This is a genomic window from Streptomyces sp. NPDC093071 (genome assembly GCF_044754545.1).
Taxonomy (GTDB): Bacteria; Actinomycetota; Actinomycetes; order Streptomycetales; family Streptomycetaceae; genus Streptomyces.
This window is the reverse complement of sequence record NZ_JBIVPH010000005.1, coordinates 153,805-166,234: the sequence shown is the minus strand read 5'-3', so window position 1 is coordinate 166,234 and position 12,430 is coordinate 153,805. Positions and strand designations below refer to the sequence as shown.

General features: G+C 72.2%; 13 protein-coding genes. 5 read left to right on the top strand and 8 right to left on the bottom strand.

Annotated elements, in window-relative coordinates; translation table 11 throughout:
* Positions 1–67: 67 nt before the first annotated feature.
* Positions 68–958 (bottom strand): HAD family hydrolase, encoded by an 891-nt coding sequence (locus tag ACIQD7_RS21555; RefSeq protein ID WP_402443488.1) that lies wholly within the window; start codon positions 956–958, stop codon positions 68–70.
* Positions 959–1,321: 363 nt separating this feature from the next.
* On the opposite strand from ACIQD7_RS21555, the gene ACIQD7_RS21550 reads away from it, so the two are divergent.
* Positions 1,322–1,498 carry a hypothetical protein gene (locus ACIQD7_RS21550; protein ID WP_402443486.1) on the top strand — a complete coding sequence of 59 codons (177 nt, stop codon included), beginning with the start codon at positions 1,322–1,324 and terminating at the stop codon, positions 1,496–1,498.
* Positions 1,499–1,532: 34 nt separating this feature from the next.
* On the opposite strand, the gene ACIQD7_RS21545 is transcribed toward ACIQD7_RS21550, so the two are convergent.
* From ACIQD7_RS21545 to ACIQD7_RS21515, 7 genes are all read right to left on the bottom strand, one after another.
* On the bottom strand, positions 1,533–2,429 hold the full coding sequence (locus ACIQD7_RS21545) for an LLM class flavin-dependent oxidoreductase (protein ID WP_402443484.1): 897 nt from the start codon (positions 2,427–2,429) through the stop codon (positions 1,533–1,535).
* Between the two features lie 9 nt (positions 2,430–2,438).
* Entirely contained in the window at positions 2,439–3,335 is an 897-nt protein-coding gene (locus ACIQD7_RS21540) for a DUF72 domain-containing protein (protein WP_402443482.1), read from the bottom strand.
* Positions 3,336–3,472: 137 nt separating this feature from the next.
* Positions 3,473–3,925 (bottom strand): hypothetical protein, encoded by a 453-nt coding sequence (locus tag ACIQD7_RS21535; RefSeq protein ID WP_402443480.1) that lies wholly within the window; start codon positions 3,923–3,925, stop codon positions 3,473–3,475.
* Positions 3,926–3,972: 47 nt separating this feature from the next.
* A complete protein-coding gene (locus tag ACIQD7_RS21530) occupies positions 3,973–4,515 on the bottom strand; it encodes an RNA 2'-phosphotransferase (RefSeq protein WP_402443790.1) in 543 nt (180 codons plus the stop codon).
* A gap of 152 nt (positions 4,516–4,667) precedes the next feature.
* Positions 4,668–5,615, bottom strand: coding sequence for a MerR family transcriptional regulator (locus ACIQD7_RS21525; protein ID WP_402443478.1), 948 nt, complete (start codon positions 5,613–5,615; stop codon positions 4,668–4,670).
* Positions 5,616–5,808: 193 nt separating this feature from the next.
* Entirely contained in the window at positions 5,809–7,602 is a 1,794-nt protein-coding gene (locus tag ACIQD7_RS21520; protein ID WP_402443477.1) for an SDR family oxidoreductase, read from the bottom strand.
* Positions 7,602–8,447 carry a M24 family metallopeptidase gene (locus ACIQD7_RS21515; RefSeq protein WP_161374022.1) on the bottom strand — a complete coding sequence of 282 codons (846 nt, stop codon included), beginning with the start codon at positions 8,445–8,447 and terminating at the stop codon, positions 7,602–7,604. The genes ACIQD7_RS21520 and ACIQD7_RS21515 overlap by 1 nt, the downstream gene beginning before the upstream one ends.
* Positions 8,448–8,778: 331 nt before the next feature.
* Between ACIQD7_RS21515 and ACIQD7_RS21510 the strand changes: the two genes are divergently transcribed.
* From ACIQD7_RS21510 to ACIQD7_RS21495, 4 genes are read left to right on the top strand one after another with little or no spacing between them, the layout of a single operon-like run.
* Positions 8,779–9,753, top strand: coding sequence for an ABC transporter ATP-binding protein (locus tag ACIQD7_RS21510; protein ID WP_121828890.1), 975 nt, complete (start codon positions 8,779–8,781; stop codon positions 9,751–9,753).
* Entirely contained in the window at positions 9,750–10,661 is a 912-nt protein-coding gene (locus ACIQD7_RS21505; RefSeq protein ID WP_121828889.1) for an ABC transporter permease, read from the top strand. Before ACIQD7_RS21510 ends, ACIQD7_RS21505 begins: the two co-directional genes overlap by 4 nt.
* The gene (locus tag ACIQD7_RS21500) at positions 10,658–11,569 is read left to right on the top strand and encodes an ABC transporter ATP-binding protein (protein ID WP_121828888.1); all 912 of its coding nucleotides are present in this window, start codon (positions 10,658–10,660) and stop codon (positions 11,567–11,569) included. The genes ACIQD7_RS21505 and ACIQD7_RS21500 overlap by 4 nt, the downstream gene beginning before the upstream one ends.
* A gap of 14 nt (positions 11,570–11,583) precedes the next feature.
* Complete coding sequence (locus tag ACIQD7_RS21495) at positions 11,584–12,303, top strand: ABC transporter permease (RefSeq protein WP_121828887.1); 720 nt, start codon at positions 11,584–11,586, stop codon at positions 12,301–12,303.
* Positions 12,304–12,430: the final 127 nt, after the last annotated feature.

Below are 12,430 nucleotides of genomic sequence, written 5' to 3'. Positions count from 1 at the left end.
CACTACAGAACGGCGCTAACCCACCTCACCCCGCGGCTCAACCGGGCGAACGTTGCTTGATGCGGCACTAGCGCGGGCCCGTGGTTCCGGCGAGGGCCTCGGCGACGAGCTGCTCGATGACGACGGCCACGCCGTCCTCGTTGTTTCCGGCCGTACGGCCGGAGGCGGCGGCGAACACGTCCGGGTGGGCGTTGCCCATCGCGTACGAGCGGCCCGCCCAGGTGAGCATCTCGATGTCGTTCGGCATGTCCCCGAAGGCGACGACCTCCTCGGCCGTGATGCCGCGCTCGGCGCAGCACAGGGCGAGGGTGGAGGCCTTGGAGACGCCGAGCCCGCTGATCTCGACGAGGGCGGTGGGGCTGGACCGGGTGAAGGCGGCCCGGTCGCCCGCGGCCGCCCTGGCCAACGCGAGGAACGCGTCGGGGTCGAGGTCCGGGTGCTGGGCGAGCAGCTTGAGCACGGGGGCCGCCGCTCCGGACTCCTCCTCGAAGAGGAGCTTCTCGGCGGTGGCGACGGTGGCCCCGGGGTCGAGGAAGAAGGGCGGGTAGTGCGGCTCGTAGTGGATGCCGGTGGTGAGCTCCACGGCGAAGGAGGTCCCGGGCGCGGCGGCGCGCAGGGCCTCGACGACGTCGAGGGCGACCGGCCGCTCCAGCGGGCGGACCTCCAGGAAGGTGCCTCCGGAGTGGAGGTCGACGACGGCGGCGCCGTTGGCGCAGATCGCCATGCCGTGCCCGTGGACGTGCGCGCTGACGACGTCCATCCAGCGGGCGGGCCGGCCGGTGACGAAGAAGACCTCGATCCCGGCCCGCTCGGCCGCGGCCAGGGCGGCGACCGTGCGCTCGGAGACCGTCTTGTCGTCGCGGAGCAGCGTGCCGTCGAGGTCGGTGGCGATCAGCCGGGGCGCCGGGGCGGAGTGGCGCGGGGACCGCGGGGGTCGCGGAGAACGGGGAGAGGTCACCGCACCATTCTTCCGCACCTCGCGCACGGGCGTGCGGGGAGTCGCACATATGAGTGGCTTGGGAGGGGGCGGAGGGAGCACAGGGGCGCAGGGGGCGCGTGGAGGATGTGGCGGGGGGCGCAGGGGCTGGTCCGGGTTCCCGAGGGGAGCTGTCGGCGTTCCCGAGGGGAGCTGTCGGCCACCACCGCCCGTATCCGGCTCGTTCGGACATGGCCGTAAACATCCGTTCGTTTTCCCGGATGGCGGGGAAGGTTCCAGGGAGCTGACGGCGTCTCGGAGGGGGCGGGCATGGGCGCGGGCCGGCGGAGTGCGGAGTGCGATTTCTGCGGTGCCCCGTACGGGGCGTGGGTCGCGAGCCTGGGCATGGCCCTCTGCTCGGACTGCGAGCGGGCCGGGACGGACCAGCCCGCGCGCGACCCGGTCCTGGTGGGCGACGTCCTGGCCGGTCTGGCCGGAGCCCTGGCCCCGGACGGTGCCCCGGCCGTCCTCGCCCCGGCGATCCCCACCCAGGAGCGAAGACGCGTCCGACGGGGCGCCTGACCGGGCGGGCCTGCCGGGCGCGGCATCCCGCGCGTCAGCCCAGCCGGGCGAGCGCCTCCGTGGCGATGGACTCGAAGACGGCCTGGTCGGCCGCGAAGTCGGAGTCCGGGATCGGCCAGTGGACCACGATCTCGGTGAAGCCCAGCTCGCGGTGGCGCCCGGCGAAGTCCACGAAGGCGTCCACGGACTCCAGCGGCCGGTTCCGGTCCGGGGTGAAGCCGGTGAGCAGGATCTTGTCCAGGTCAGCCACGTCCCGGCCGGCCTCGACGCAGGCCTTGCCGAGCTTCTCGATCTGGCCGCGCAGCGCCTCCACCGACTGCTCGGGGGTCCCGTCCTCGTACAGCTTCGGGTCGCCGGTCGTCACCCACCCCTGCCCGTACCGGGCGGCCAGCCGCATCCCGCGCGGGCCGGTCGCCGCCACCGCGAACGGCAGCCGGGGGCGCTGGACGCAGCCGGGGATGTTCCGGGCCTCGTCCGCCGCGTAGAACGTGCCCCGCTCCGTCACCGCGTCCTCGGTCAGCAGCCGGTCGAGCAGCGGCACGAACTCCCCGAACCGGTCCGCCCGCTCCCTGGGCGTCCAGGCCTCCTGGCCGAGCGCGGTGGCGTCGAAGCCGTTGCCGCCCGCGCCGATGCCGAGCGTGATCCGCCCGCCGGAGACGTCGTCCAGTGTGATCAGGTCCTTGGCGAGCGTCACCGGGTGCCGGAAGTTCGGCGAGGTCACGAGCGTGCCGAGGCGGAGCCGCTCGGTGACCGCGGCGGCGGCGGTGAGCGTGGGCACCGCGCCGAACCACGGACCGTCCCGGAAGGCGCGCCAGGACAGGTGGTCGTAGGTGTACGCGGCGTGGAAGCCGAGCTCCTCGGCGTGCCGCCACTTCCGGCGGCCCTCCTCGTGCCAGCGGTCGATCGGCAGGATCACAGTGCTCAGTCGCATGGGACGACCCTACGAGAGGCCGAGCAGCCCCCGCATCGACTCGGCGGCGCGGACGGCGGCGTCCCCGCAGCAGTTGTTGAAGAGGACGTGCACCTCCCGCGCCCGCTCGGCCAGCTCGCGGATGCGCGGCGTCCACTCCGCGAGTTCCGCGGGGGTGTAGTCGTGGCGGAACCTCTCCTCCTTGGTGCCGGTGCCCCAGGCGGTGTTGCGGCCGTGGAAGCGCACCAGGGCGAGGCCCGGGGAGGTGACCCGGACGACCGGCGGTACGGACGTGGGCAGCGTCTGCGTCATGTCCACGGCCACGGTGGCCGCGTCCAGCTCCGTGAGGAGGGCGGCCGTCGCGTCGGCGTGCTCCTCGCGCCACCAGCCGGGGTTCCGGAACTCCACGGCCACCGGCCATCCGGCGGCGCGCTCGCGGCACCGGCGCAGGAACTCCGCCGCGGGCCTGCCCGGTACGAGCCGGTGCGGGAACTGGAAGACCAGCGTCCCCAGGCGGCCGGCCTCGCGCAGCGGTTCGAGGGCCGCGCCGTACCGCTCCCACACCTCGTCGAGCAGCCCGGGGTCTCCGGGTTCTCCGGGGCCGATGCCGGCGCCCGGGCCCCTTCGCTGCCGGAGGAAGGCCGGGCGGAGGTCGGCGGGCAGCGCCTCCGGCCGGGTCGGGTGCCCGGTGAACAGCGAGAACGCCTTCACGTCGAAGCGGAAGCCCTCGGGGGTGCGCTCGGCCCACAGGTGGCTGTTGCGGGTGCTGGGCAGCCCGTAGTACGTGGAGTCCACCTCCACCACCGGGAACCGCGTGGCGTAGTGCCGGAGCCTGCCCTCCGCGTCCCGTTGTCCCGTCGGGTACCAGCCGCTGGACACCAGCGCCTTGTCCGTCCACGAGCAGGTGCCGACCCGGATCTCTCCCATCCGGCCAGTGTTCCCCGGGAACGGCGGCGGATTCGCCCGGCACGCGGGGGTTCCCGGCGGCCCTCGCCGGCCTCCACCGGCCTTCCCCGGCCCTTTGCGACCTTCCCCGGCCCTCTACGGCATCGGGGCCGGTGGCGTCAGCGAACGTTCCGGTTCATCCACGCCGTGAGCGAGGCGCCGGGGACGAGTTCCCTGTACGTCTCGTCGCCGGGCAGCGGGACGACCAGCCACCAGCCGGGCGGGAAGAACCGGCCCTTCACATGGGCGAGGCCGCCGTGGACGGACCGCAGGAAGGCCGGGACGGCGTCGCGGGGGACGTCCGCGAACTCGATGCCCTCCACGGTGATCCGGGTGTCGTCCTCGGGGAAGACCTGGACGGTGACGACGGGGGATCCGCCCAGTTCGACGAAGGCCTCGTGCGGCAGGGAGCCGTCCGGGTCGAGGACGGCGAACGCGTCCGACGCGGTGCGCCGGGAGGTCCGGTCCGCGCCGATGTCGTCGGTGACCGTCACCTCCAGGCCGAACTCCCGGGCGACCTCACGGATCGCGGTGACGGTCGCCTCGGTGCTGGGAAGGTGGGGGTGGGCCATGCGAACGATCATGCCTCACGGCTCGCGCCCCTTTCCGGCGGCGGGGGTCAGGACGGGAGGCGGAGGAACTCCGGCGGGACCGTGTCGGTCAGCCACACCCCGTTGGCGCTGACGTGGAAGACGTGCCCGCCCCGGTGCATGGCGCCGGCGTCGACGCTCAGGACGACCGGTCGGCCCCGACGGGCGCCGACCCGCGTCGCGGTCTCCCGGTCGGGGGAGAGGTGCACGTGGTGGCGGGCCATGGGACGCAGTCCCTCCGCCCGGATCGAGGGGAGCCGGTCCGCGACCGTGCCGTGGTAGAGGTACGCGGGCGGTTCGGCGGCGGGCAGGTCCAGGTCCACCCGGACCGTGTGGCCCTGGCTGGCGCGGATGCGGGTTCCCTCGACGGCGAAGCGCTTCTTGTCGTTGGTCTCGACGACGTGGTCGAGCTCCTCGCGGGTGATCGGGAAGCCGTGCTCGGCGGCGGCCCGGAGCAGTGCGTCGATCTCGGTCCAGCCCTGTGCGTCGAGGACGAGCCCGATGCGCTCGGGCTGGTGCCGCAGATGCTTGGAGAGGTACTTGGAGACCTTCACCGTGCGGCGTTCGTCCAAGGGTGGTCGTGGGGTCATCCGGTCAGGATGCCGGAGCCGGGATCGCCCCGGCCAATGATTTCCGACGATTTCCGGTGGACAGGTTTGATCCACAGCCGGGGTGAGTTATCCACAGGATCGGACGCCTTTCTGTGGACAACAAGACTGTTCTCTCAGGGCAATTGACCAACTTCACCTTGTATGGGGTGACTTGAGGTGAGTGCGTCCAATGTCCTCTTGTGGACCTCTCGTTCCGTGGCCGCCGTGACGAAGGCCGCGACCCCCTCCGCCCCGACCAGGCCCTGTACGGCCCGGACCGTCCCGGCGGGGAGGACCACCGGGCGCGGCTCGTCGTCCTGCGCGGGCGGCGCGTCCGGCGACAGGTGGACCTGGAGGTGCCGGGTGGCGAACAGGCGCATGGCACGCGCCAGTTCGGCGTCCACCGTCTGCTGGGCGAGCGGTCTGAGCCGTCGCACCATCGCCGCCGCGTCGGCCGCGTCCGCGTCCGTCGGCGGCCGGTGTCCCAGATAGCGGGCGAAGACGTACTCGGTCGTGAACTCCAGGAAACGGGAGGCGATGTGCTCGACCTGCCCCCGCAGCTCCTTCAGATGCCCGGTGATCGCCGTCAGCGGCACCCCGGCCGCGTACAGCTCGGCCGCCACCGCCAGCTCCTGGGGGCTCGGTACGAGGTACTCCTCCGTCTCCCGGTCCGGGATCCGCTCCAGCACGCCCAGCTCCACGGCCTCCCGGATGGCCTCCTCGTCCGGCGTGCCGCCGAAGCGCGCGTCCAGCTCCGCGCGCGATATCCGGGCCGCCTCCTCGTCCGTCCACGGTCCGTGGACCTCCGCGACCAGGCCGAGCACCCCGCCGAGCCCCCGGCCGGTGTCCCACGCCTCCATGAGCTCCTTGATCGAGGCCAGGGTGTAGCCCCGGTCGAGGAGGTCGGCGATCCTCCGGAGCCGCGCGAGGTGCGCGTCCCCGTAGACGTTCGCCCTGCCCCGCCGCTCCGGACGGGGCAGCAGACCGCGGTCCTGGTAGGCGCGGATCGTCCGGACCGTGGCCCCGCTGAGACGGGCGAGATCCTCGATCCGGTACTCCGGCTGTGCTGACTGCTCGGACAAACCCGCTCCCACCGACCGCTTCCACCACCCCGCCGCCGCGGGGCCGTCCTGCGAGGGATCGTACGACCGCCACCCTCGCCTCCTGCCCGCCTCCGTCCCCGCTCCTGTTCTCTTTCATCCCCCCGTCAGGCATCCCCCCCCCCGTCAGGCATCCCCCCCGTCAGGCATCCCCTCCGTCAGGTGGCCCCGCCCCCTACGCCGGCGGCTGCCAGCGCGCGAGGGTGCGCAGCGCGCCCGGGCTCAGCCGGGACAGGAAGCGGGCGCCCCGGGCCTCCGGAGTCACCGGCACGACGGCCCGGTCGTGCAAGACGGCCCCCAGGATCGCGTCCGCGACCTTCTCCGGCGGGTAGTTCCGCAGCCCGTACAGCCGGGACGCCTTCTTCTGCCGCCGCTTCTCCTCCGCCTCGTCCGACACCCCGGCGAACCGCGTGGTCGCCGTGATGTTGGTGTTGACGATGCCGGGGCATATCGCGGACACCCCGATGCCCTGGTCGGCCAGCTCGGCCCGCAGGCACTCGCTGAGCATCAGCACCGCCGCCTTCGACGTGCTGTACGCGGGCAGGGCCCGCGAGGGCTGGAAGGCCGCGGCGGACGCGGTGTTCACGATGTGGCCGCCCTGGCCCCGCGCGACCATCCGCGCCCCGAAGTGCCGGCACCCGTGGATCACGCCCCACAGGTTGACGTCCAGGACCCGCCCCCACTCCTCGCTCGACGTCTCGAAGAAGGAACCGGCGAGCCCGATGCCCGCGTTGTTGACCAGGACGTCGACGACCCCGTACTCGTCCTCCACCTTGGCGGCCAGCTTCTCCATCGCCTGCTCGTCGGAGACGTCGACGGCCTCGCCCCATGCCTCCGGGGCCCCGATCAGCCGCGCCATCTCCGCCGTGCGGGCCGCCCCGTCGGCGTCCCGGTCCACGGCCACGACCCGGGCGCCGGCCTCCGCGAACGCGAAGGCGGTGGCCCGTCCGATGCCGCTGGCCGCCCCGGTCACCAGGACGAGCTGGCCGCCGAACCGCTCCGTGTACTCCGGCCGCACCCCGCTCTTCACCGGCTTCGCCGCGACCGGCGTCGACGCCCCGGCCGCCGACTCCTCGTGGGTCCTGACGAACTCGGCGATCCAGGAGGACAGCTGGTCCGGCCGGGTCCGCGGCACCCAGTGCTTGGCGGGCAGGGTGCGCCGGGTCAGCTCCGGCACCCAGGTGCCCAGGTCGTCGTAGAGCCGGTCGGAGAGGAAGGCGTCACCGGTCGGCACGATCAGCTGCACGGGCACGTGCGCGTACGCGTCGGGGCGAGGCCGGGAGAGCCGGGCCCGGACGTTGTCCCGGTAGAGCCAGGCCCCGTGCGCCGCGTCGTTCGGCAGCGAGGACGTCGGGTAGTCGCCGGCCGGGACCTTCTCCACCCGCTCCAGGATTCCCGGCCAGCGCTTCCCGAGCGGCCCGCGCCAGGCCAGCTCCGGCAGCACGGGGGTGTGCAACATGTACACGTACCAGGACTTGGCGCCCTGGCCGAGGAGCTGCCCGATCCGGCGCGGGGTGGGCCGGGCCATCCGCCGCTTGATCCAGTGCCCGAAGTGGTCGAGGGAGGGCCCGGACATCGAGGTGAAGGAGGCGATCCGCCCCGCGGTGCGCGGCACGGTGGCGAACTCCCACCCCTGCACCGAGCCCCAGTCGTGGCCGACGAGGTGGACCGGCCGGTCCGGGCTGACGGCGTCGGCGACCGCGAGGAAGTCGTCCGTCAGCTTCTCCAGGGTGAAGCCGCCGCGCAGCGGGGCCGGTGCCGTCGACCGGCCGTGGCCCCGGACGTCGTACAGCACCACGTGGAACTCCTCGGCCAGCCGGACCGCGACCTCCGACCACACCTCCTTGGAGTCCGGATAGCCGTGCACGAGCAGGACGGTGGGCCGGCCCGCCTCGCCGAGCTCGGCGACGCACAGCTCGATCCCGCCCGTACGGACCCGGCGCTCCCGGGCTCCCTTGAGCTCCGTCATCAGACCGCTCCCTCGTTCCAGCGCCGCACGTGCGGCAGATCGTCGTCCAGCCAGAACGCGCTCTGCTCGGGGTCCCTGGAGTCGGTGACGACCAGGATCTCCTCGAACTTCGCGCCCGTACCCCGGAATCCGAGGTGCGGTTCGACCGCCCACAGCCCGGGTGTGGGCGGGTGGTCGGAGAACTTGTACGGCGACCAGAGCGGCGACCAGCCGTCCCGGTGCCCGTGCAGGGCGTCGCTCGCCAGGCCCTTGAGCGCCTGGGTGCCGAAGCCGAAGAGCGTCGGCGCCGGGCGGCGCTCCTTCACCCGGTCGATCTTGTGGGCGATGACGCCGAAGGGATAGGCCCGATGCCGGTTCGCGTACCCCTGGCGGACCATGAGCCGGTCCACGTCCTCGTATATCTCGCGCAGCGTGCGGCGCTCGCGCACCTCGCGCAGGATCAGCTCGCGGTGGGCCGCGAGGTCGGCGAGCAGCCTGTCGTGCAGGGGGTCGAGGCCGAGGCAGCCGCTGTAGCCGATGTCGGCCGTGTATCCCCGGTGGACCGGGGCCATGTCGAGGATGAACGGCATCCCCGGCTCCAGGCGCCGGTTCGTCGGGAAGAACTGGAGCGGGATCTTGAAGTCCACGAAGGCCGTGCGGTCCCCGAACCAGGCGAACGGCCGGTGGAACCAGTCCCGGACGCCCCGCTCGTACAGCCACTCCCGCTGCATCCGGGCGGCCTCGCGCTCGGTCACGCCCGGCCTCAGCTGCGCCGCGACGGCTTCCGCGCACGCATAGGCGAGCCGCTGCACCTCCCTGAATCCCCGCAGCTCCGCGGAGAGTTCACCTGCCACTGCCGTTGCCATGCCACCCGCCGTCCCCTGTGAGCGCCCGGCTGCGCTACGCGTTCGTAACTTGACATCGATGAATGTGACAATGCCCGGCGGCTGAGTCAAGGGGTCGGACGACGGCCTGTGGAAAACTCCGCCGGAAGGACACCCGGAGATTTCCCGAGAGCGCGGCGGACGACCCCGTGGAATCAAGGGGAGGGAGCCCCGGGGACGACGGGCCGCCGGCCCGGAGGAGACAACTTTCGTCGTTCCGTCCCCGCGGGCTTGTACTCCTGTAGTCGGACAGAGATCGAGCCGTTGGTCTGACGACGCGTGTGGCGCACACCACTACCTTCGAAGCGTGACTGTGATCGCGACCGAAAGCCTCAGCAAGCGGTTCCCCCGGGTGACCGCTCTCGACCGGCTCTCCCTGGACATCGGGCCCGGTGTGACCGGACTGGTGGGTGCCAACGGAGCCGGCAAGTCCACGATGATCAAGATCCTGCTCGGACTCTCCCCCGCCACGGAGGGCCACGCGGAGGTCCTGGGCCTCGACGTCCGGACCTCCGGCCCCCAGATCCGTGAGCGCGTGGGATACATGCCCGAGCACGACTGCCTCCCTCCGGACGTCTCGGCCACCGAGTTCGTCGTCCACATGGCGCGGATGTCCGGGCTGCCCCCGACCGCCGCCCGCGAGCGGACGGCCGACACCCTGCGCCACGTCGGCCTGTACGAGGAGCGCTACCGCCCCATCGGCGGGTACTCGACCGGCATGAAGCAGCGGGTGAAGCTCGCCCAGGCGCTGGTCCACGACCCGAAGCTGGTCCTCCTCGACGAGCCGACCAACGGCCTCGACCCGGTCGGCCGGGACGAGATGCTCGGACTGATCCGCCGGGTCTGGACCGACTTCGGCATCTCCGTCCTCGTCACCTCCCACCTCCTCGGCGAGCTGGAGCGCACCTGCGACCACGTCGTCGTCATCGACGGCGGACGCCTCCTGCGCTCCAGCTCCACCAGCGACTTCACCCGGATCACCACGACCCTCGCGGTCGAGGTCACCGACTCCGACGAGCACCCCGACGGCACGGCGGCCCTCCGCACGGCCCTCGCGACCGCCGGGGTCACCCTCCACCCGGGCGTGGAGGAGGGCCTGCCCGGCGCCGGCCACATCCTGCTCCTGGAGGCGGCGGGCGAGGAGACGTACGACCTGGTGCGCGACACCGTCGCCGGGCTCGGCCTCGGGCTCGTCCGCATGGAGCAGCGCCGTCACCACATCGCCGAGGTCTTCCGCCCGGAGGCCGCCGAGGCGTCCACGCCGCACGAGGAGGTGCCGGCCCGATGAGCACCCAGATCCCCCAGCCCTCCCAGGCCGCTCCCGACACGACCCGCATCCACAACATCGGGTACCGGTCCTACGACGGCCCGCGCCTCGGCCGGGCGTACGCGCGCCGGTCGCTGTTCTCGCAGTCCCTGCGCGGCGCGTACGGACTGGGCCGCAGCGCCAAGTCCAAGGTGCTGCCGATGCTGCTGGCCGGCGTGATGTGCGTTCCGGCGCTGATCATCGTCGCCGTCGCGGTCGCCACCAAGCAGACCAAGCTCTCGATCGAGTACACGCAGTACGCGATCTTCCTTCAGGTCGTCATCGGCATCTACCTGGCCTCCCAGGCGCCCCAGTCGGTCTCCCGGGACCTTCGGTTCAGGACCGTGCCGCTGTACTTCTCCCGCCCGATCGAGCGCGCGGACTACGTGCTCGCCAAGTTCGGCGCGATGGCGTCGGCGCTCTTCATCCTCACGGCCGTCCCGCTGCTGATCATGTGGATCGGTTCGATGCTCGCCAAGATGGACTTCGCCGAGCAGGCCAAGATGTTCGGCCAGGGGATCGTCTCGGTGGCGCTGCTCTCGCTGCTCTTCGGCGGCATCGGCCTCGTCATGGCGGCCCTCACCCCGCGCCGGGGCTTCGGCGTCGCCGCCGTCATCGGCGTCCTGACCATCTCGTACGGCGCGGTCTCGACGCTCATGGGCATCGCCTACGCCACGGAGAACCCGGGCGCCATCGACTGGCTCGGCCTGTTCTCGCCGATCACCCTCATCGACGGCGTGCAGACCGCCTTCCTGGGCGCACCGCCCATGTTCCCCGAGCTCGGAGGCCCGGGCGCCGGGATCGGCGTGGTCTACCTGCTGGTCGTCCTCGCGCTGATCGCCGGCTCGTACGGCATCCTCATGCGCCGCTACCGAAAGGTCGGACTGTGACCACGCTCCACATCGACCACGTCTCCCGCTGGTTCGGAAACGTCGTGGCCGTGAACGACGTCACGATGGCGGTGGGTCCCGGCGTCACCGGTCTCCTCGGCCCCAACGGCGCCGGGAAGTCCACCCTGATCAACATGATGGGCGGCTTCCTCGACCCTTCCACCGGCACCGTCACCCTCGACGGGCGGACGATCTGGGGGAACGAGTCGGTCTACCGCGACATCGGCGTCGTGCCCGAGCGGGAGGCGATGTACGACTTCCTCACCGGCCGCGAGTTCGTCCTGGCCAACGCCGAGCTCCAGGGCCTCGGCGCCAAGGAGGCCCAGCGGGCCCTGTCCACGGTCGAGATGGAGTACGCGCAGGACCGCAAGGTCTCCACGTACAGCAAGGGCATGAGGCAGCGCGTGAAGATGGCCTCGGCCCTCGTCCACGACCCGTCCGTGCTCCTGCTCGACGAGCCGTTCAACGGCATGGACCCGCGCCAGCGGATGCAGCTGATGGACCTGCTGCGGCGGATGGGCGCGGACGGCCGCACGGTGCTCTTCTCCTCGCACATCCTGGAGGAGGTCGAGCAGCTCGCCTCCCACATCGAGGTGATCGTGGCCGGACGGCACGCGGCCTCCGGCGACTTCCGCAAGATCCGCCGCCTGATGACGGACCGGCCGCACCGCTATCTGGTCCGCTCCAGCGACGACCGGGCCCTCGCGGCCGCGCTGATCGCCGACCCGTCCACGGCCGGCATCGAGGTCGACCACGCGGACGGCGGACTGCGCATCCAGGCGGTCGACTTCGGGCGGTTCACGGAACTGCTGCCGAAGGTCGCGCGCGAGCGGGGGATCCGTCTCCTGACGGTCTCGCCCTCGGACGAGTCCCTCGAATCGGTCTTCTCGTACCTCGTAGCGGCCTGAAAGGAGCCTGACCGATGTACAACCCCACAGTCGCCCGGCTCACCTACCGGGCCCTCCTCGGCCGCCGCAGGGCCCTGATCCTCTTCCTGCTGCCCGCCATGCTGCTGGTCATCTCGGCGGCGGTCCGGATGTTCAACGGCGCGGACGACCAGGTCGCGGCCGATGTCCTCGGCGGCTTCGCCCTGGCCACGATGGTGCCGCTGATCGGTGTCATCGCCGGCACGGGCGCGATCGGCCCCGAGATCGACGACGGCTCGATCGTCTACCTGCTGTCCAAGCCGGTGAAGCGGCCCACGATCATCTTCACGAAGCTGATCGTCGCGATCGCGGTGACGATGGTCTTCTCGGCGGTGCCGACGCTGATCGCCGGATTCATCCTCAACGGCAACGGCCAGCAGGTGGCCGTGGCGTACACGGTGGCGGCGCTCGTGGCCTCCATCGCGTACAGCGCCCTGTTCCTGCTGCTCGGCACGGTCAGCCGGCACGCCGTGGTGATCGGCCTGGTCTACGCCCTGGTGTGGGAGGCCCTCTTCGGCTCCCTGATCGCGGGCGCCCGCACCCTGAGCGTCCAGCAGTGGGCGCTCGCCCTCGCGGAGAAGGTCACCGGCGACGGCCTGGTCACCTCCGAGGTCGGACTCCCCACGGCGGTGGTCCTCCTGGTGGTGGTCACGGTCGCGGCGACCTGGTTCGCCGGCCAGAAGCTCCGCCGCCTGACCCTGGCGGGCGAGGAGTAGACCCGAAAAAGCATCCCGGAAACCGGACCCGGAAGGCGGCCTCCCGGAAGACGGAAAAGCAAGCGGTACGGCTCCGAGGGGCGTCGCCCCCGGCTCCAGGAGGCCCTCCCGGAGCCGTCCCGCCACC